Consider the following 19,517-nt stretch of genomic DNA (forward strand, 5'->3'; position numbering starts at 1 on the left):
GGAACGATGAACGTGGGGGAACGATGAAGCGTTTCAACCTGCCCGACCCGGGCGAGGGGCTGGTCGAGGCCGAGATCGTCTCGTGGCGTGTCGCCGAGGGTGACGAGGTCAAGGTCAACGACATCGTCGTCGAGATCGAGACGAGCAAGTCACTGGTCGAACTGCCCATCCCGTGGGCCGGGCGCGTGCACCAGATCCTGGTGGCCGAGGGCGAAGTCGTCCCGATCGGCACACCTGTCATCGTCATCGACGACGGCACCCCGGACGAGCCGGCTGCCGCGGCGCCCGGGGGCGCTGCCGCCCCTGACGCCGCTGCCCCCGCAGCCGGCCCCACCGAGGAGCGCGAGCCCATGCTGGTCGGCTACGGGCCCAAGGACTCCGGCCCGGCGGCCCGCCGACGTCGCCGTCGTGGTGGCACCGTCGAGCCCGACGAGTCAGACGCCGAGGTGACCGCCTCGCAGGCCCTCGCCGACGCCTGGCAGCAGACCGAGCCCTCGCGCCGCCCCGACGCCGTCTCGGCGCCGCACCGGGTGGTGGCCGAGGCCGTTGGCGACCCGCTGCCCACGCCCGGCGAGCCGGTGCGCGGCTCCGAGCTGGTGCTGGTGGGCGGCGCCGAGCACATCGCCCGCGCCAAGCCGCCGGTGCGCAAGCTGGCCAAGATGCTGGGCGTTGACCTGAACGACGTGCGCGGCAGCGGGCCGAACGGCACCATCAGCCGGGCCGACGTCGAGGCTGCCGCCGCCATGGCCAGCCTGGCCAGCCGCGCCACCGTGACCGGACCGGGAACCGAGCCGAACTATGGCGGTGGTGGTTTCATGGGCGGTGGCCAGGACTCGTCCGGGTTTGGTGCCGGCGGGTTCGGCACCGACTACGTCGGCGACCCGTTCGCCGACCCGCGACAGGGCTCGAGCTTCGTCAACGAACCGCCCCACGGGCGCTACCAGACCAACGGCGAGCGGCGCATCCCCATTCGCGGCGTGCGCAAGGTGACCGCCGAGGCCATGGTCAACTCGGTCAACACCCACGTGCATGTCACCGAATGGGTGACCGTCGACGTCACGGCCACCATGCAGATGGTCGAGCGGTTGCGCGCCCGCCGCGAGTTCGCCAACCTGCGGGTCAGCCCGCTGCTGGTCTATGCCAAGGCCGTGTGCCTGGCGATGGCGAACAACCCCGACATCAACGCGTCGTGGGACGACCGCAACATGGAGATCGTGCAGCACGGCGAGCTGAACCTGGGCATCGCCGCCGCGACACCGCGGGGGCTGATGGTGCCCAACATCAAGAGTGCGCAGCGCATGAGCATGCTCGACCTGTGCCGAGCCATCAACTCGATGGTGCAGGTGGCCAAAGAGGGCAGGCTCCAGCCCGCTGACTACGCCGGCGGCACGTTCACCATCACCAATGTGGGCGTTTTCGGCATCGATTCGGGCACCCCGATCATCAACGGCAACGAGTCGGCGATCCTGTGCATGGGCTCGATCGAGCGGCGTCCGTGGGTCGTCGGTGAGGGCGCGGACGAACGGGTCGAGCCGCGCTGGGTTACGACGGTCTCGATCAGCTTCGACCATCGCCTGATCGACGGCGAGCAGGGGTCGCGGTTCCTGCGCGAAGTGGCGTCACTGCTGTCGGACCCCGAGCTGGCGATGTTGTACTGACCATCCCAGTACTGAGCACATGGCTGTAGTGACCACATGGCTGTAGTGACCACCCCTGTACTGACCGCACGGCTGTACTGACCACCCCGCCTCTTCCACTTGGCTTGCGAAACTCGACTTGGCTTGCACTGACAGCACAAGCTGAGTCGAGTAACGCAAGCCAGGTGCGTTCACGGCGGGGCGGGATGACCCGGGCGGAGGGGTTCAGGGCGCCGCGGCGTTCAGGGCCGGCACAGCGGTGCCGAACCGTTCGACTACCAACGGTTCAACACCGCTGGGAGCACACCCACGTGCACAAGTGGCGCCAGCGGCACCTCTGCAGGCCGGGATGCCGACACCACCTGCACAACTGGCACCAGCGCCACGTCTGCACGCCTGAACGCCGATACAACCTGCACCAGCGCCGCGTCTACAACTTCGGGCCCATCCCGGACGAGTTCAGCAGCCGTCAGCTGGTGGAATCCCGAGCCCGACCCCAGCCATCGTCCACTCGGCTTGCGCAACTCGACTTGGCTTGCACTGACAGCACAAGCTGAGTCGAGTAACGCAAGCCAAGTGGTGCCCGGGTGGTGGGGCAGTGCCCGGGGCGGTGCAGTGCCCGGGCGGTGCAGTGGCCCGGGGTGGTGCAGCGGGCGAGCGGGGTGCAGGGCCCGCCTCCCCGTGATCCCAGCCTCCCTGTGATCCCCGCCCGCGGCCGTCATGGTGTACTGACCCGTGTGAACCATGTCGCCGACGACACCCAGCCCCACCTCGTCCCCGTGCTCGAGGTCGGCGGCACCCATGTCACCGCAGCCTGGGCCGGCGATGACGGCCATGTCGAGGTCGTCGACACCCGTCCGCTCGACAACGCCGCACCCGCCGATGACATCGTCGCCGTGCTCGTGGCCTCGGGACGCACCCTCGATGCCCCCGCCGGCACCGTCTGGGGCGCCGCCGTGCCCGGCCCGTTCGACTATGAGGGCGGCATCGGCGACTACACCGGCGTCGAGAAGTTCTGGTCGCTGCGCGGCTTCGACTTGGGCGCGGTGCTGCGTGCCGGCCTGGCCGCCGCCCGCGTGCACTTCATCAACGACGCCGACGCGTTCGGTGTGGGTGAGGCGATGGCCGGTGGCCTGCAGGGACGACGCCGCGGCGTCGGCATCACCCTCGGCACCGGCATCGGCTCGGCCTTCGTCGCCGATGGCATGCCCATCACCTCGGGGGACGAGGTACCGCGCCTCGGCGAGATCCACACCGCGAAGCTGGATGGCGTGCCCGTCGAGCAACTCTTCTCGCGGGTGGCGATCCGCGAGGCCCACCGCGACCGCACGGGGGAGTGGCTCGAGGTCAAGGACATCGCCGACCTGGCCCGACAGGGCGACCCTGTCGCCGTCGACGTGCTCGACCAGGCCTATGCGTCACTGGCCCGCGCGCTCGTGCCCGTGCTGCAGCGATTCGGGGCCGAGGCGCTCGTCGTAGGCGGGTCGATTTCGAAATCGTCCGACCTGCTGGCCCGGTTCTTCACCTGCCGTCTCGACGGAGCCGGTCCCGATGGTGGACCGATCCCAGTTGCCCTGGCCGACGACCCCGCCCGCAGCGCCCTGGTAGGTGTCGCCCACTGGGTGCGGGTGCGCGAAGCGCAGATCACGGCAACATAGGTCGATCCGGCACCGTCTGTGGTGCCGGATCGACCACGGATGGCCTTGTCAGTCCCCGTGTCAGCCCTCTTGTCAGCCCACGCGTCAGCTCAGCTGTGGCGCCGCTCGACCCGGTCGGTGAACAGGCACGTCACCTCATAGCTGATCGTGCCCATCAACCCCGCCAGTTCATCAGTACTGATGAACTCATCGCCCTGGCCGCCGAGCACCACCACCTCGTCGCCCACCGCATCGGACGAGTCCGGCCCCAGGTCGACCATCGTCTGGTCCATGCACACCCGGCCCACCACCGGCACCCGGCGCCCGTTGACGAGCACCTGCCCGCGGTTCGAGTTCAGCCGACTGAACCCGTCGCCATAGCCGATCGGCACAGTCCCGATCCAGGTGCCGGACGACGCCGTCCACGTGCGGCCGTAGCCGATCGACGTGCCCGGCTCGACCCATTTGCGGAAGAACAACCGTGTCGCCACCCGCATCACCTGCCGCAGCGGCACAGTCCTGGGGGTGGTGGCATCGGGATAGCACCCATAGACGGCGATTCCCGGCCTGGCAAGGGTGAACCCCGTCAGGTCGTGGGCCAGCAGCGCGCCCGAGTTGGCGGCATGCACCCACTGCAGCGGCCCCGAGTCAGCCTCGATGCCGGCGACCACAGACAGGAATGCCGCAAGTTCGTCGTCGGTGAACCCGCCGTCGTCGCCCAGGTCGGCGATGGGCAGGTGGGTGAAGACGCCGACGAGGTCGAGGCCCGGCAGAGATCGCACGAGCCGCGCCAGTTCGACACCGTCGCCGAGCGGTGCCCCGATGCGCCCCATGCCCGAGTCGAGTTTCAGGTGCACCCGCGCCGCACTGGTGGTCGTCCCCCCAGCGCCGGCCGCCACGGCTGCCGAGGCCGCACGCGCCGTGGCCTCGTCCACGATCGTCAGCTCGCAGCCCGCCTCGAGCGCTGCGGGCAACTCATCGGGCAGGCAGTGCGACAGCTTCAGGATCGGCAGGCCCACCCCCGCGGCCCGCAGTTCGTCCGCCTCGGGCACCGTCGCCACGCCCAGCAGGTCGGCCAGGTCATGGCGCTCCAGGTGCTGCGCCACAGCCACCGCGCCATGCCCATAGGCATTCGCCTTGACCGCCACCAGCAGCCCGGCACCGGCGGGCAGCCGCGTGCGCAGGGCGGTCACATTGTCAGTGATCGCCTGCAGGTCAATCGTGGCGATCACTGGCGATGGCGGGCGGGTGGACATGTCCACATCATGCCGCACGACCCCCGGGTGCGCTCAGCTGCGGTGGCGCCGGTCGATGAACTCGGCCCGGGCATAGCTGGCCACCGAGAACGTCTGCCAGCCGTCGGTCACGGCCCCCACACCGCCACCGATCACGGGAATGCGTCGTCCGAGCAGCAGGCCGATCTTCTTGCCGCCGACGATCTGCAGCAGCTGCGCGATCACCTGGCTCGAGATCTCCTGGTCGAGCTTCGCATCGAAGGCGGGGGCGGTCGCGATGGCCATGGGGCTCGAGGGCAACACCTGGTCGCGGATGAGCTCAGTGGCGTGGTTCTCGCCGAGCAGGCACATCAGGATGGCGCTGCGCACCCGGTTGTCGTTCAGGTCGTAGCCGCGCAGGTGGGCGATCGCCGCCACCATGCGGCACTGGATCACCGTCACACCCACGAGGTTGGCGGGCACCGTGGCTGCCATGGTGATGAGCCCACCAATGTTGGTGGCGAAGCCCTGCGCACCGGCGAGGGCCACATGCTGGGTGACGAGTGAGTCGATGGCCTCTTCGCGGTCGTTCTTCTTGTCCAGGTGGCCGGCTGCGGACGACCGTGCGCCCGGAAGACCGGCGGCCCCGTCGATGGCCAGGTCGAGCACACGCCGCATCGCGCCCCCAGCCGTGGGGGTGATCTTCTGCCCTGTCGCGATGAGTGCCTTGCCGAAATCCTTGGCGTTGGCCATGGGATGCCTCCTGGGTTGCCTTACTGCCCCCAGACTAGGCGCACCGGTTTCACGTGCCCATCGGGTCGCACCCGGATTCGTCCCGGAACTGCTGCCACACTGGAGCGGTGCTGCATCTGTTCGGTCCCGAGAGCGAGTGGCCCGACCAGGACCTCATTGCCTTCTCGGAGGAGTTTGACGCCCAGCTGGCCTACCTGGCCTACTGCAGCGGCGTCTTCCCCATGCCGTTGCTCGAGGGTGACCACCCCGACGACATGGGCTGGTGGTCGCCGGTGCACAGGGGTGTGCTGCCGCTCGACCGATTCGTGGCCAGCCGCAGCCTGCGCAAGAGCGCGAAGCGCTTCACCACCACCGTCGATGTCGCCTTCGTCGAGGTGGTGCGCCGCTGCGCGGCCCCGGGCCGTTCCGGCGGCTGGATCACCCCGGGGATCATCGAGGTCTACCAGCAGTTCCACGCCCGCGGCCAGGCCCACTCGGTCGAGGTTTGGGACGCCGACCGCCGGCTCGTCGGTGGGCTCTACGGCGTCAGCGTCGGGGGTTTGTTCGCCGGCGAATCCATGTTCCATGACGCCGAGCACGGCCGCGACGCGTCGAAGGTGGCGCTGGTGCGACTGGTGGACGAGCTGGGGCGCGGCCTGTCCTGGACCGAGCGGCGCCGTGACCGGTTGCTCGACGTGCAGTGGTTGACCCCGCACCTGGCGAGCCTCGGCGCCATCGAGGTGCCGCGACGCGAATACCTGCGCCAGCTCAACCGGGTGCTGACCCTCGACCCGCCCGAATTCGACCGCGGCGAGGCCTTCCGTCGTCCGGGTCTGGTGCCTACGGTGGGGGTTGCCGACGACGACCACGACACGATGCAGGGGGACGCAGATGCCTGAGATGCCCGAGGTCGAGGCGCTGCGCAGGTTCCTCGCCGACAAGTTGGTCGACAAGGCGATCATCTCGACCCAGTTGGTGGCCTTCAGCGCGCTCAAGACGGTGCTGCCGCCACTCGATGCGCTGCACGGCATGCCCATCTCGGGGGTGTCACGCCATGGGAAGTTCCTGGACATCGATGCCCAGGGCGTCCACATGGTCTTTCACCTGGCCAGGGCCGGCTGGCTGGTGTGGCGCGATGAGATGCCCGACAAGCCGCTGAAGCTGGGCAAGGGACCGATGGCACTGCGGGTGCGGCTGTCGGACGGCTCGGGGTTCGACCTGACCGAAGCCGGCACCCAGAAGCATCTGGCGGTGCACGTGGTGACTGACCCCGACCAGATCGACATGGTGGCCACGCTGGGACCGGACCCCACCGACGAATTGTTCACCGCCGATGACTTCGATGCCTTGCTGACAAGGTCAGGGCGTGCCCAGGTCAAGGGCGTGCTGAAGGACCAGCGGGTGCTCGCCGGCATCGGCAATGCCTATTCCGACGAGATCCTGCATGTGGCGAAGCTCAGCCCGTTCCTGCCGGTCAGCTCGCTTTCCCGTCCGCAGCGTGACGACCTGCTCGACACCATCCGGACTGTGCTGGCCGAGGCGGTCGACGCCACCGAAGGCCTCGGGGCGGAATCGCTCAAGGACTCCAAGCGGGCGGGGCTGCGGGTGCATGGACGTACAGGGAAGCCGTGCCCCGTCTGCGGCACCACTATCGCCGAGGTCAGCTTCGCGGATTCGTCGTTGCAGTACTGCCCCGGGTGCCAGACCGGGGGCAAGCCGCTGGCCGACCGGCGCATGAGCAAGCTGCTGAAATAGGGCAGGAGCCCCGGCCGTGCTGGCCGGGGCTCCTGATTTCTGCTTGGGTGCGCGAAGCGTCAGCTCCAGCGCGACTGCACCGACTTCTCGTTGCTGTCGTAGCCCTCAGAGATCGAGGTCATGACCGAGGTCATCTTGTTGATGATGTCGGCCATCTTGGCGGCCGAAGCGTCCCACTGCTGCTGCACGACGGTGTAGGCCTCGCGAGCAGCGCCGTCCCACTCGGACAGGTTCTGGTTCAGCTGGCCCTTGAGGGTGTCCAGGGTGCTGTTCAGCTGGGTGTGCGCGTTGCGAAGGTCGCCGATGCCCTGCTGCATAGCCGAAGAGTTGACAAGAGTGAAGTCGCCCATGATGTTCTCCTAAGTTCTAGTGGTTTGTCAGCAGGCTGCTCAGAGCATGCCCAGGATCGGGTTCGAGGCAGCCTTCTGCTCGTCTTCGGTCTGGGTGTACGACACCTGCGAGCCGACCAGCTTCTGGTGGATGTCGTCCAGACCCTTCTTGGTCTTCTCGAACTCGTTGTCGAACTGGGTGTAGGCGCCGTAGAAGGCGTCAGAGGCCTGCCCGATCCAGCCCGAACGCAGGCTGTTGACCTGGCCCGAGAGGTTGGTCTGAATGCCGTGGATCTGGCCGTGGGCTTCCTCGATCTGCCCAGCGGCGGTGTTCATGGCGGCGCGGTTGACCTGGCTCTGTCCCGACATAGGGGTACTACCTTTCCTGAAGGGGTGGCCGAGAGGGTTTCCCGACCTCGTGGGTTGCTCCCCCCGAGTCGTGGCGGAGGAACTCATTCGATCTGAGAAAAACACTAGGACCGGCTGGGGTCACTTCGGCGACGGAATCGCCCAATGCCCGGTGTTTGCGCTGGTCAGGGCGCGAAAAATCGCCATCAGGTCGCGGCGATCGACCCCTTCGAGAGGCTCACACCAGCGGGCAGCCCCGAGGGGAACAGGTTCAGCACGCCCTCGGGCACTCGTCCGATCGGGGTCTTGTCGCCGTAGCCGAGCGCCAGGCGCGACTCCTTGTCGGGGATGCCGTAGATCTTGCCGTTCGTGACCAGGAAGGTCGCGGTCTCGAACTGGTTGCCGGCACCGGCCTTGAGCGTGGAGTTCTGCAGGATCGCCCCGGACAGGGAGTCCATCACGATCAGGTCTGCACGGTTGCCGACAGGGTGGATCATCGTGGACGGCCGCGTCGGTGTGGGGGCACCGATCGCGATGCTCGGCCAGGTCTGGTCACCACCGGGATAGGTGGCGCACAGTGAGAGCGAATCGACATTGCCGATGTTGCTGGGGCCATTCGGGCGCCCGAATGGCAACCCCTGGGTGCCGAAGCTAGCGGTGTTGTCTGCGTACTGTGAGTAGTCCGACTCAGAAATGGGTGTTGCCTCGGGGGTGCCACTTACGACCAGCAGACGCATGTCCAGGTAGGAAATGCGTACAAGTCCATCGTTGAGCTGCACGTAGTAGCGCGTGTTGGCGTCGTTCTCGGCGCCGATGCGGGTCAGGGTCCCGATCGTCCACGTGCCCTTGGCGGGGCGCCCACCGGCGCCCGGGATCTCGTGGCGTTCGATCGGCTGGCCGAACGGCAGTGACGCGAGCCACGCCGCGCTGACCCGGAACAGGGGCAGGTTCTCGATCAGCGGCGAAACGCCGCCCTGGGTGACCAGCTTGTGGCTGGTGCCGTTCATGATCACGTACTGCTGGCCGTCCGGGGTCTCGACCGCGACGTCGACCGACGAGGTCGGCTGCGGTGCCTGGCTGCCGATCTGGGCGGTCAGGAATCGCTCACCGGTCGGGTTCGGCTCGGTCGCGCAGACGCGCAGCGGGAAAGGGTCGATGTTGGCCTCGAGCGGCAACTGGTACGGGGCACCGGGAATACCGCGGCGCGGGCGCTGGCTGATGCCGACGAGGTCCTTGCTCTTCACCGTCACCTGCTCGGGGGCACCCCCCGAAGCAGCCGCGAGCCTGGCCGACGTGACGTCGTTCATGGGGACAAGGGCCTTGGTGGGCTCGTCCCAGATGAACAACTGCCCCGAATCGCTGTCGTGGATGACCACGCCGGCCTTCTGCCACTGGTCGACGGTGACCTGCTTGCGGATCAGGCCGAACAGCGCCGAGCCCGCCAGCAGCACCACCCCGATCAGGATCGAGACGAACGTTGCGGTGCCGACCCGGCGCAGCGGAGGTGCCTGGTCGTCAGGGTTGCGCGTCACGAGTGCCGAGACGAGCCGCGACGTCGTGAAGCCGTGCGCCTTGAGCAGGTCTTTGCGGCTGGCCATGACGTGCCTCCCGTCGGGTGTGGGTGCGGATACTCAGACGGGGCCATTCTGCCCTGTCAGGGGTCAGCCCACTCGACGGTCCTGGTGCACTCCTTGTCGCACGAGCCACGGCCACCGGACGACGGGCATGCACCCCTGACCCATAGAGTGTGGGGCAGCACGCCCCGGGCGAACCCGGCCTGCAGAAGCCTGAACCCCAGAGGAGGACAGCATGGCACGCGCCGCGCAACTGGCGGTCAGGACGCCGAGCCGCTTCTCTGTCGAGTTCTGGCTGCGGTGCCTCGGCTGGGAGGTCGCGATCCTGGCCGCCGTGCTGCTCGTGCTCACGGGCGAGATGCGCGGCTACATCGCCGCAGGGGTCGTCATGTTCGTGGCTTTGCTGCTCGGCCTGCCCGTGCGGGGACGCTCGGCGCTCGGCTGGGCCGCCAAGCTCGTCGGCTACCTGCGCCGCCAACGCCGCCCCGCTGACGAGCCGACTGACATTCCCGTCGACCTGGTGCCGCTGGCCCAGTGGGCACCCGGACTCACAGTGCACCAGACCCGCTCGGCACAAGGGGCAGAGGTGGGGGTGGTCACCGACGGACGCAGTTGGACCGGTGTGCTGGCGCTCAACTCCGACGATGTGCTGGTCGCCGACTCGGGTCAGAAGATCGACCTGGATGCCCTCTCGGGCCTGACCCGGCAGGACGACATTGTGTTCGCCGGGTTGCAGGTGGTCACCTATACGGTGCCGGCACCCGTCACGGCTCTGCTGCCCGAGGGCTCGCCCGCAGCGGCTGCCTATCGTGAGGTTGCCGGGGCCGACGGTCCGCCGGCCGTGCGGATGACCTGGCTGTGTGTGCGCCTCGACCCCCGACTCTGCCTCGAGGCCGTCGCCCGACGGGGGGCGTCCTCGGACGGTATTTATGCCACCCTGCGGTTCGGCATGCACCGGGTGCAGGCGGCGCTGAAGCGCCAGGGCATCGTCACCCGGGCGCTGACGCCCCTCGAGATCTATGACGTGCTCACGTTGACCACCGGGTCGACCCCCGACCACACCGAGCCCCGGTCGAAAGAGGGCTGGACGACGTGGGAATGCGACGGCCTGACCCATACGGGTCGCCATGTGCGGTCATGGGGGTCGAACCGTTCGCTCGGCTACCAGTCGTTGCTGGGGGCGCTGACCAGCGCCAATGTGCTGTTCGCCGTGACCTCGTTCACGCTGGATGCGGCGTCGAACGCCACCGGAGCGGTCCGCCTCGTGGCGCCGAACGCCGGCATGGCGAAGGCCGCGTCCGAGCAGTTGACCGACGCGTTGCCCGGGTCGGTCAAGCTGTCATTCGCCGGTGGCGCGCAGGTGCCGACCATGCTGGCGACCGTCCCGCTCGGCAAGCAGGTGGACTGATGGCTGTGACCACGATGACCAACGACTGGCAACTGCCCGAGGTCGAGGCGACCGGCAAGGCTGCGGTGGTGCGTACCGGCCCGTCGGGGCTGGTGCTGGGGCGGACGAACCGTGCCGAGGTGGCGCTGCGGCTGTTCCGCCCGCAGGGGTCGAGGGTTTTCATGGCGGCACCGGACTATGCGGTGTGGCTGCTGGTGTTCCGGGCGTTCTGCCTGGGCGCCCACATCACCGTGATCGCCGACGACCACCGCAATTGGCGTTCACTGGCCCAGACCATCCAGCGTTGTGGCGGCACGATTGACCTGCTGGGGCGACAGGACCGGATCCCGGGGCAGGGCCGTCCCTACCGGCCGAGTCTCGTCGTGGACGACTCGGCGGGGTTTGACGCCTCGCAGGTCGCGGTGGGGGCGTGGCAGACGATTGCCGTGCTCGCCGACATTTCGGCCGGTTCGGCAGTGCATTCGCTGCGCAACTGCGACCTGGCGCTGCTCGGACCGGTTGACCAGCGCGGGCTCGACAACGTGCGCCGCGCCTATGTGCTGAGCCAGGCACAGTTGCGGCAGGCCTCGAACCTGGGCCAGAGCGATGTGGTGCTGGCGATGCCGCGACGCATGACGCGGGTGTCGATGCCGCCGTCGGCGACTGAATACCGGCTGTTGTTCAACGGCTGAGCGGGGCGGGTGCGCGGCTCGCCCGATCGTCCCCTGCATGGGGTGCTTCCACTGGCCTGCTGACGGGCTGTCCATTTCCCGGCGGGCTTGGCCCGATCTGCGCAGTGAAGGCGCCATCCCGGCCGGCCTGCCCGTTTCTGGTCACCACTGCCGCACGAACAGCCCGAGGCCACCCGACCCCATCGCAAGTAGGGTGACCTGCGTGAGCAGTGTGATGGACGAAGACCTGGCGCGGGTCACGATCATTTCCCCGAACCGGAGGGTGGACCTTGCCCTGCCCGGCGCGGTGACGCTGGGCGAATTGATGCCCAGCATCGTGAAGTTCGCCGGGTTCGAGGCCAGCAATGCCACCGACGCGGTGCACACCTGGGTGCTGCAACGCTTCGGTGAAGACCCGCTCGACCCACAGGCGAAAGTCTCGAAGCTCGCCATCAGCGACGGCGAGACCCTGCACCTGCGCCAGCGTGAGAACGCCATCCCCGATGCCGCGTTCGACGATGTGATTGATGCCGTCGCCACCACCACCAACCAGCGGCCGTCGTGGGTCCCACGCCATTCGCAGCGGTTCGCGCTCGGGGTACTGCTGGTGCTGCTGATCGGTTTGCCGATCATGCTGATCACCCAGCCGTTCGAACCAGCCACCATGGACCTGCTCGGCCCCCTGCTCGCCCCGGTCGGCCAGCACGTGTTCGTGGGCGCCATCGTCTGTGGTGTGCTCGCCTTCGCCACCACCATCGCCTCGATCTCGGTGTCGCGGGCCGCCGGTGAATACCGGGTCGCCTCGGCCCTGGCCTGGGCCTCGGTCGCCCTCGCATTCCTGGCGGGCTACTGCATCCTGCCCTCGAGCGCTTCAGTGCCGCTGCGGCTGACCGTGGGCGCTGCCTGCGTGCTCGTGGCTTCGGCCACGCTGGCGATCGCCGCCCAGGTCAGCGTGATGCCCTTGTTCACCGCCGCCATGACCTCGGTGCTGATGCTGCTGGTCGGCTCGGTCATGACCATTTTCCCCGAGCACCTGCTGACGATCGCGATGGTGTCGATGTGCCTGATGGTCGCCATCACCGCGGCCCTGCCCACCTGGTCCTACCGTCTCGCCCAGATCGCCCTGCCCGCGCTGCCGTCCGATGCCGAGACGATGATGGCTGACGAGACCCCCGTGCAGAGCGACATCGTCTCGCGCGCGCTGCTCGCCGACCGCATGCTGGCGGCGTTCCTCCTGGCCACGAGCCTGACCGCCCTGTTCACCAGTCTACCGGTCGTGCTCACCCGCGGGCTCTGGGAACTGCTGCTCGTCGGGGCCGTCGGCCTGGCCGTGCTGCTGCGCGCCAACGGCTTCATCGGACTGCAGCAGCGCTTCGCCCTGCTGTTCTGTGGCACGGCCATGTTGCTCGCAGCCGTGGCAGTGGGCATCAGCAACTTCTCGCCGATGTACCAGATCGCGATCGCCATGGTCATCGTCCTCGTCGGGGTGCTGGCCCTCAGCTTCTATGCCACCAACCTGTACGACAAGATCGCGAGCCCGGTCTGGGGCCGCGTCGCCGACATCTTCGAATGGCTGTCGATCATGTCCATCGTCCCGCTGCTGCTGGCCGCCTTGAACATGTACGCCCGCTTCCGTGGACTGACCAGCGGCTAGTTTGGGCACATCGCGTCGGACGAGCGACGCTGCCGCCACAGATCGAAACCACCAAGGAAACCGCACGCATGGGTGTCATCACGTTCAACCGGGCCAAGCGCGCCGCGCCGCCCCCGATGCCCCGCGGTGACCTGCTGCTCGAACCGCCCCCCGAGATCCCGCCGCCGACACCGAGCAAGCCCTTCGGCAACATGTTGCGCATGCTGCCGATGATCGCTGGTGCACTGGCCATGGGCATCATGATGATGGGCGGTGGTATGGGTGGGCGCGGCCCGTTGGGCGGCATCGTCGGCGGCATGTACGCCATCTCGATGCTCGGCATGATGATGAGCCAGACCGGGCGAGGCAATGACGACCAGTCCCAGCAGCTCGATGCCGGTAGGCGTGACTACTTCCGCTATCTCGGCCAGACCCGTCGGCAGGTGCGCCAGGGGGCCGACCAGCAGCGCGCAGCCGTCGCCTTCCGGCACCCACCGCCGGAAACCCTGTGGACCATCATCGGCAACAAGCGCATGTGGGAACGCCGCCGCGATGACGACGACTTCGCCTCGATCCGGGTCGCGGTCGGCCCCCAGCAGTTCGCCAAGCGCCTGACCCCGCCCGAGTCGCAGCCGCTCGAAGACCTCGAGCCGCTCACCACCGGCGCGCTGCGCCGCTTCATCCGCACCCACCGGCTCGTGCAGTCGGTGCCGCTGGCGATGAACCTCGATGGTTTCCGCGAGATCCGGTTGATCGGCGACGTCGAGGCCTGCCGCAGGCTGGCCTATTCGATGGTGGCCCAGACCGTCACCTGGCATGCGCCCAACGACATCCGCCTGATGGTGTGCGCGGCCCCCGACGTCCAGGACCGCTGGTCGTGGGTCAAGTGGCTGCCCCACCTGCAGCATCCCAACGAGAAGGACGGCGCGGGCAACGTGCGCCTGTTCGCCACCTCGGCCGACGACCTGCAGACGCTGTCGATGAACCAGGTCAGCCCCGACGCCGACCCCTCGCAGGTGATGGTCGTGGTCGACTCGGTCGACGACGTCATCGCCAGCCAGTACGCCACCCCCTCGGCACATGCCATCGGCATCCACATCACCGGTGAGACCCAGGTGCCGCGCCGTATGCAGGAACGCGTCGCCTTCCTCGAGATCAAGGACGATGGGCTCACCCTGCACCGCCGCACCCCGAAGGGCGTCATCGCCCGCACCTCGCTGGGTCGTCCCGACCTGACCCCGCAGGTCTACGTCGAGATGCTCGCCCGCCAGCTGTCGCCCTATCGCCTGCCGCTGACCGCAGTCTCCGACGAGGAGGACGCGCAGGAAGTCGTCTTCGAGCCGCCGAAGGACTACCCGGCGATGGTCGGTGTCGGTGACCCGCTGACCCTCGACGTGCGCCAGGCCTGGAAGCTGCGTCCGCTTCGCCAGCACCTGCGCATCCCGTTCGGCACCGCCGAGGACGGCCGCCCCGTCGAACTCGACATCAAAGAGGCGGCCCAGGGCGGCATGGGCCCCCACGGCATCTGCATCGGCGCCACCGGTTCGGGCAAGTCCGAGTTCCTGCGCACGCTCGTGCTCGGGCTGGCCATGACCCATTCGACCGAACAGCTCAACCTGGTGCTGGTCGACTTCAAGGGCGGCGCGACGTTCCTGGGCTTGGACGACCTGCCGCACGTCTCGGCGGTCATCACCAACCTCGAGGGCGAGATGAGCCTGGTCGACCGCATGCAGGACGCCATCGGCGGTGAACTCGACCGCCGCATGGAGGTGCTGCGCGCCGCGGGCAACTTCAAGAACCGCGAGGACTACGAGAAGGCCCGCCAGGCCGGCGCCGACATCCCGCCGATGCCGCACCTGTTCATCGTGGTCGACGAGTTCTCTGAGCTGCTGACAGCCCGTCCCGAGTTCATCGACCTGTTCCTGCAGATCGGTCGCGTCGGACGATCGATCGCCGTGCACCAGTTGCTCGCCTCGCAGCGACTCGAAGAGGGCAAGCTCAAGGGCCTCGACACGTTCCTGTCGTACCGCATCGCCCTGCGTACGTTCTCACCGGCCGAATCGCGCACCGTCATCGGTGTGCCCGACGCGTACGAACTGCCGCCCGGCCCCGGCAACGGCTACCTCAAGTTCGACACCGTCTCGATGGTGCGGTTCAAGGCCGCCTACGTCTCGGGCCCGTGGCACGGGTCACCGTCTGCCGGTGGCGTGGTCGAGCGGGACGACCTGGGCGGGGGCATCCGCGAGGTCGACGAATGGCGCCCACCGGTGCTGGAGTTCTCGGCCGCGCATGTGCCGCTGGTCGAACGCCCCGTGGTCGAGCAGCCGGTCATCGAGGCGGCGCCGACGCGTGCTGAACTGCCCGCGGCCAAGAACTCGTCCGACGACGACGAGGAAGAGGAAGAGACCCTGCTGACCCTCGTGGTGAACCGGCTCAAGGGGCACGGTTGGCCGGCGCACAAGGTGTGGCTGCCGCCGCTGGACGACCCGCCGGCGATGGACCAGCTGCTGGGCGGCAACCTCGCCGAGGTGCCCGGGCGCGGCCTGACCACCGCCGACCCGCGCGTCCATGGCCAACTGCGCGGCCCGGTCGCACTGATCGACCGCCCGCGCCAGCAGCGTCGCGACCCGATGTGGATCGACTATTCCGGGTCGGGTGGCAACCTCGCGGTGGTCGGCGGCCCGCAGGCCGGCAAGTCGATGGGGCTGCGCGCGGCGGTGGCCGGGTTGGCGCTGACGCACACCCCGCACGAGGTCGGCTTCTATGCACTCGACTTCGGCGGCGGTGGCCTGACCTCGATGCGTGACATGCCACACATGGGCTCGGTGTGTGGCCGACTCGACGTTGACCGGGTGCGGCGCACCATCGCCGAGATGAACACGCTGCGCACCGCACGTGAGGTGTTCTTCGCCGAGCACGGCATTGACTCGATGAACACCTACCGGCGTGGACGCCGTGAGGGCACCATCCCGCCCGACCGGTTCCCGACCGACGTGTTCCTGGTCATTGACGGCTGGAACACCCTGCGCCAGGAGTTCGAGGCCCAGGAGCAGGTGATCACCAACCTGGCGGCAACCGGCCTGGGCTTCGGCATCCATGTCTGGATCGCGGCGAGCAAGTGGTCCGAGATGCGCGCGAACATCCGCGACATGATGCAGTCGCGCCTCGAACTCAAGCTGGGCGACCCGTTCGAGTCCGAGATCAACCGCAAGACCCAGGCGCTGGTGCCGGCCGGTCGTCCGGGACGAGGCATCACCCACGAGGGCCTGCACTCGCTGATCGGGCTGCCGCGGGTCGACTCGGTCGAATCGGCTGACGACGTCGCCGTGGGGCAGCGGGCCATGATCGAGGCCATGAACCGGGCCTGGCAGGCGCCGGGGGCGGCACCGGTGCGCATGCTGCCGGACAGCCTGGACATCAAGACCCTGCCGCAGCCCATCCACGACGGCCAGCACAGGTTCATCCCGTTCGGTATCGACGAGCTCGAACTGGCCCCGGCCGTGCTCGACCCCTTGTCGGACCCGCACATGGTGATCTTCGGTGCTCCCGAATCGGGCAAGACGAACCTGCTGCGGGTGCTGCTGCGCGGCATCACGGCGCGCTACACCCCCAAGGAAGCCAAGATCATCCTGGTCGACTACCGCCGTGACCTGCTGGGCGAGATCGAGACTGAGCACCTCATCGGCTATGCGGCCTCATCACAGGCCGGCACCGAACTGCTCAAGAATGCCGCGGACGCGGTGCGCACGCGACTGCCCGGACCGGATGTGAGCCAGCAGCAGCTGCGTGACCGGTCGTGGTGGTCGGGCGCCGACATGTTCGTGGTGGTCGATGACTACGAACTGGTGGCGACCAGCCTGGGCAACCCGATGATGCCGTTCGCCGACCTGGTCAGCCAGGCCCAGGACATCGGTCTGCACATCATCCTGGCCCGGGGCATGGGTGGTGCCGGCCGGACCGTGTTCAGCGACCAGATCGTGGCCCGCATGAAGGACGCCGTGAACCCGGCGCTGATCATGAGCGGCACCAAGGACGAGGGCGCGCTGTGGGCCGATGTGAAGCCGTCGCCGCTGCCACCGGGGCGCGGCACGCTGGTCACGAGGGCGGGCAAGGTGCTGGTGCAGGTGGCGGATGTGACGGGCGAACAGCAGAAGTAGCACCGCCCCGGGCACCCCGTTGACCGGTGTCAACGTGCACCGAGGGTGTCAACGTGCACCGGCGGGGGTCAGCCCTCGCCCTCGTCCTCGTCGCGCGGCTCTTCGGCCGGGGCGAAGTCACGTTTCGCGGCGGCAGGGATCACCAGCTTCAACGTGAGCGCAAGCCCCGCCAGGCCCAGGGCGCCGGCCGCAGCGGCCAGGGTGAACCGCTGCGGGCGTGGGTCGACCGGCGCCTCGGCGGGCGGCGGCGTCGGTGTCTCGGGCACCGTCGGGCTTGGGTGGCTCGACGTGGGCACGGCGGTGCCGACCAGTGCGCGCACCGGGTTCACCACCCCCCAGCCGAGCTTCGGGTCGGGTGGGGTGGCCACCGGGCGGTCGGCGGTCTCGATCAGCCGCTGCTTGACCTGCGCCGGGGTCAGGTTCGGCTCCTTCTCGAGCAGCAGCGCCACCACGCCGGTCACCAGCGGCGCCGCGAACGACGTGCCGGTCACGTTCACATAGGCCTGGTTGGCCACCATCGACGCCTGGTCGGTCTTGGCAGGCTTCATGGACGGGTTCAGTGCCGTCACCAGTTCACCCGGCGCGGCGACCGTGACCTGCATGCCCGTGGCCGAATGCGTGACCTCTGAGGGGGTGTCATCGGGGCGGGTGGCACCGACGGCGATCACCCCGGGATAGGCGGCGGGGTAGGCCGGGCCGGTCAGGCCCATGTCGGTGTTGCCCGCCGCGGCCACCACGACGATGCCCGCGGCGATGGCCCGGGCGATGGCGGCCTCGTACGCCGCGTCACGCACACCCATCGCCTGGCTGATGTTGATGATGCGCACCTTGGCCTTGATGGCCTCGTTGATGGCGGCCACCGTCGCTGCCGGCGATTCGGACTGCTGGTTGCCGTTCTGGTCGATCGGCACCGCCAGCGCGCGGTAGGCCAGCACGGTCGCATCGGGGGCCACCCCGCCGAAGTTGGTGCGGGCATCGATGCCGTGGGTGCTCGCGATCAGGCTGGTGACCTGGGTGCCGTGGCCGCAGTCGAGCCCGTCCTTGCGGTCCTGGTCGTCGATGGGCACCATGTTGAAGCTCTTGACATCGTTGGCATTGAAATAGGCGCTGTTGACATTGCTGGTGCCCGTGTCGATGACGGCGATGCTGACGCCCTTGCCGGTGGCAATGGTCCAGGCCTCGCGCAGGTGCAGCCGGTCCATCTGCCATGCCGTGTTGCCCTGGTTGCCCAGTGGCTGGAAAGCCCGGCACAGCGACACCTCGAGGGGGTCGGCGGCGTGGGCCTGTGGTGCCGTGGCCCCGACCGCCGCCATGCCCACCAGCGTCACCGCGGCGGTGGCACGCACGGCCCACGACGCGCCACGGCGGCGGACAGGGTGCTGCTGGCGGGGGTGATGGCGGTCGGGCGAGGGCACACCCGCACTGTACCGAGCCCGCGTCTCAACCCAAGCTGACCGGATTCCGGCAGGCATGGGGCGCAAACCACCCCAACACGCCCCGTCGGACCGGGCCTGCCGGAATCCGGACAGACCCGGACGGGGGTTAGTCTGGGCCGACGCGACCCCACACTCCAGCGACCCCACACCCCGAGGCAGGTGATCCCATGGCGAAGGACCCCGGCTGGTATGACGACCCGTCGACCGCCGATCGCTACCGCTGGTGGGACGGCACCGGCTGGACCAGCTGGGTCGGCACCGACCGTCACGCCGCGCCGCCGGCCCGACCCGGTCGCCGCATCACCCCACAGCCTTCTGCCGCTGACCGCATCCTGCGCCAGCTCGGCATCCTGGCCCTGGTGCTGCTGCTCGGCTTCGCAGTGCTGGCCGGCATCGGCATGTACCTCAACCGGCGCGACATGCCCGCCGCGGTCGCCACCACGCCCACGGGGCCGCTCGTCACGACCACCCCCGAGAACCCGCGCGCCCGGATCAGCGACGGTGTGCTCAATGTCAGCGGCTACTTCTCGGTGAAGCTGCCCTCGCAGAACGCCGAGAACGCCTACGCCGAGCGCAACCCCCTCTTCGACGACCAGATCAACGTCACCGTCGACGACGCCACCATCCCCGCCACCCAGGTGCGCGTCGGCACGGCCGCCGAGGGCCTGTTCATCACCGGGTCTGAACAGCTCAACTCCGAGGTCGCCGCCGCCGAGGTCGCCCGCGCCATCCTCGGCGAGTTCAAGCCGACGCTCGGTGCACCCACCAGCAAGCAGGTCACCCTCGACGGCCGCCGGGCCTGGTCCTCGACGATCCCCGTGACCTTCACCGCCGACGGCACCACCCGCAAGGGTGAGGTCACGGCCGTCACGGTGCAGGTCGGCGCCACCCCCACCTGGATGCTCTGGGTGCAGGTGACCTTCGACGACTCCCCGGCGCAGTCCAAGGACGCGATCACCACCTCGCTCGCCTCGATGCGCTTCGAACGCTGAGCGTTTGGGCGGTCG

The 19,517-nt window shown here is 68.7% G+C and carries 15 protein-coding genes; 9 read left to right on the forward strand and 6 right to left on the reverse strand.

What is annotated here, in order from left to right; translation table 11 throughout:
* Positions 1 to 23 precede the first annotated feature (23 nt).
* Positions 24 to 1,658: a dihydrolipoamide acetyltransferase family protein gene (locus ACQCX5_RS06430; RefSeq protein WP_434541185.1), complete on the forward strand. Its 1,635-nt coding sequence runs from the start codon at positions 24 to 26 to the stop codon at positions 1,656 to 1,658.
* Positions 1,659 to 2,374: 716 nt separating this feature from the next.
* Positions 2,375 to 3,295: an ROK family protein gene (locus ACQCX5_RS06435; RefSeq protein WP_434541186.1), complete on the forward strand. Its 921-nt coding sequence runs from the start codon at positions 2,375 to 2,377 to the stop codon at positions 3,293 to 3,295.
* Positions 3,296 to 3,384: 89 nt separating this feature from the next.
* Here ACQCX5_RS06435 and alr read toward each other — a convergent pair whose 3' ends face one another.
* Positions 3,385 to 4,530 carry an alanine racemase gene (gene alr / locus ACQCX5_RS06440; RefSeq protein ID WP_434541187.1) on the reverse strand — a complete coding sequence of 382 codons (1,146 nt, stop codon included), beginning with the start codon at positions 4,528 to 4,530 and terminating at the stop codon, positions 3,385 to 3,387.
* Between the two features lie 33 nt (positions 4,531 to 4,563).
* On the reverse strand, positions 4,564 to 5,241 hold the full coding sequence (locus tag ACQCX5_RS06445) for an EcsC family protein (protein ID WP_434541188.1): 678 nt from the start codon (positions 5,239 to 5,241) through the stop codon (positions 4,564 to 4,566).
* A gap of 107 nt (positions 5,242 to 5,348) precedes the next feature.
* On the opposite strand from ACQCX5_RS06445, the gene aat reads away from it, so the two are divergent.
* Positions 5,349 to 6,119, forward strand: coding sequence for a leucyl/phenylalanyl-tRNA--protein transferase (aat, locus tag ACQCX5_RS06450; protein ID WP_434541189.1), 771 nt, complete (start codon positions 5,349 to 5,351; stop codon positions 6,117 to 6,119).
* The gene (locus ACQCX5_RS06455; protein WP_434541190.1) at positions 6,112 to 6,975 is read left to right on the forward strand and encodes an Fpg/Nei family DNA glycosylase; all 864 of its coding nucleotides are present in this window, start codon (positions 6,112 to 6,114) and stop codon (positions 6,973 to 6,975) included. Before aat ends, ACQCX5_RS06455 begins: the two co-directional genes overlap by 8 nt.
* 59 nt (positions 6,976 to 7,034) lie before the next feature.
* Here the strand turns inward: ACQCX5_RS06455 and ACQCX5_RS06460 are convergent, their stop codons facing one another.
* The 3 genes from ACQCX5_RS06460 to eccB form a co-directional block, all read right to left on the reverse strand.
* Positions 7,035 to 7,325 (reverse strand): WXG100 family type VII secretion target, encoded by a 291-nt coding sequence (locus ACQCX5_RS06460; protein WP_434541191.1) that lies wholly within the window; start codon positions 7,323 to 7,325, stop codon positions 7,035 to 7,037.
* Positions 7,326 to 7,364: 39 nt separating this feature from the next.
* On the reverse strand, positions 7,365 to 7,673 hold the full coding sequence (locus ACQCX5_RS06465; protein ID WP_434541192.1) for a WXG100 family type VII secretion target: 309 nt from the start codon (positions 7,671 to 7,673) through the stop codon (positions 7,365 to 7,367).
* Between the two features lie 185 nt (positions 7,674 to 7,858).
* Complete coding sequence (eccB, locus tag ACQCX5_RS06470) at positions 7,859 to 9,250, reverse strand: type VII secretion protein EccB (RefSeq protein ID WP_434541193.1); 1,392 nt, start codon at positions 9,248 to 9,250, stop codon at positions 7,859 to 7,861.
* A 211-nt stretch (positions 9,251 to 9,461) separates the two neighbouring features.
* On the opposite strand from eccB, the gene eccE reads away from it, so the two are divergent.
* The 4 genes from eccE (at position 9,462) to eccCa (ending at position 17,074) form a co-directional block, all read left to right on the forward strand.
* The gene (eccE, locus tag ACQCX5_RS06475; protein ID WP_434541194.1) at positions 9,462 to 10,634 is read left to right on the forward strand and encodes a type VII secretion protein EccE; all 1,173 of its coding nucleotides are present in this window, start codon (positions 9,462 to 9,464) and stop codon (positions 10,632 to 10,634) included.
* Entirely contained in the window at positions 10,634 to 11,305 is a 672-nt protein-coding gene (locus tag ACQCX5_RS06480) for a hypothetical protein (protein WP_434541195.1), read from the forward strand. The genes eccE and ACQCX5_RS06480 overlap by 1 nt, the downstream gene beginning before the upstream one ends.
* A 202-nt stretch (positions 11,306 to 11,507) precedes the next feature.
* The gene (gene eccD, locus ACQCX5_RS06485) at positions 11,508 to 12,938 is read left to right on the forward strand and encodes a type VII secretion integral membrane protein EccD (protein ID WP_434541196.1); all 1,431 of its coding nucleotides are present in this window, start codon (positions 11,508 to 11,510) and stop codon (positions 12,936 to 12,938) included.
* A 68-nt stretch (positions 12,939 to 13,006) separates the two neighbouring features.
* Positions 13,007 to 17,074 carry a type VII secretion protein EccCa gene (gene eccCa, locus ACQCX5_RS06490; RefSeq protein ID WP_434541197.1) on the forward strand — a complete coding sequence of 1,356 codons (4,068 nt, stop codon included), beginning with the start codon at positions 13,007 to 13,009 and terminating at the stop codon, positions 17,072 to 17,074.
* 68 nt (positions 17,075 to 17,142) lie between these two features.
* On the opposite strand, the gene ACQCX5_RS06495 is transcribed toward eccCa, so the two are convergent.
* Complete coding sequence (locus ACQCX5_RS06495) at positions 17,143 to 18,489, reverse strand: S8 family serine peptidase (protein WP_434541198.1); 1,347 nt, start codon at positions 18,487 to 18,489, stop codon at positions 17,143 to 17,145.
* A gap of 188 nt (positions 18,490 to 18,677) precedes the next feature.
* Here ACQCX5_RS06495 and ACQCX5_RS06500 point away from each other — a divergent pair, with 188 nt between their 5' ends.
* The gene (locus tag ACQCX5_RS06500; RefSeq protein WP_434541199.1) at positions 18,678 to 19,502 is read left to right on the forward strand and encodes a DUF2510 domain-containing protein; all 825 of its coding nucleotides are present in this window, start codon (positions 18,678 to 18,680) and stop codon (positions 19,500 to 19,502) included.
* Positions 19,503 to 19,517: the final 15 nt, after the last annotated feature.

Origin of the sequence: Aestuariimicrobium sp. G57 (assembly GCF_050110855.1) — a bacterium.
Taxonomy (GTDB): Bacteria; Actinomycetota; Actinomycetes; order Propionibacteriales; family Propionibacteriaceae; genus Aestuariimicrobium.

Bases quoted from the DNA above. Each gene is read 5' to 3' on its own strand.
- alr (WP_434541187.1), bottom strand. From the start codon at position 4,530: ATGTCCACCCGCCCGCCATCGCCAGTGATCGCCACGATTGACCTGCAG.
- eccB (WP_434541193.1), bottom strand. From the start codon at position 9,250: ATGGCCAGCCGCAAAGACCTGCTCAAGGCGCACGGCTTCACGACGTCG.
- ACQCX5_RS06445 (WP_434541188.1), bottom strand. From the start codon at position 5,241: ATGGCCAACGCCAAGGATTTCGGCAAGGCACTCATCGCGACAGGGCAG.
- ACQCX5_RS06480 (WP_434541195.1), top strand. From the start codon at position 10,634: ATGGCTGTGACCACGATGACCAACGACTGGCAACTGCCCGAGGTCGAG.
- eccCa (WP_434541197.1), top strand. From the start codon at position 13,007: ATGGGTGTCATCACGTTCAACCGGGCCAAGCGCGCCGCGCCGCCCCCG.
- ACQCX5_RS06430 (WP_434541185.1), top strand. From the start codon at position 24: ATGAAGCGTTTCAACCTGCCCGACCCGGGCGAGGGGCTGGTCGAGGCC.
- ACQCX5_RS06465 (WP_434541192.1), bottom strand. From the start codon at position 7,673: ATGTCGGGACAGAGCCAGGTCAACCGCGCCGCCATGAACACCGCCGCT.
- eccE (WP_434541194.1), top strand. From the start codon at position 9,462: ATGGCACGCGCCGCGCAACTGGCGGTCAGGACGCCGAGCCGCTTCTCT.
- ACQCX5_RS06500 (WP_434541199.1), top strand. From the start codon at position 18,678: ATGGCGAAGGACCCCGGCTGGTATGACGACCCGTCGACCGCCGATCGC.
- ACQCX5_RS06455 (WP_434541190.1), top strand. From the start codon at position 6,112: ATGCCTGAGATGCCCGAGGTCGAGGCGCTGCGCAGGTTCCTCGCCGAC.
- ACQCX5_RS06460 (WP_434541191.1), bottom strand. From the start codon at position 7,325: ATGGGCGACTTCACTCTTGTCAACTCTTCGGCTATGCAGCAGGGCATC.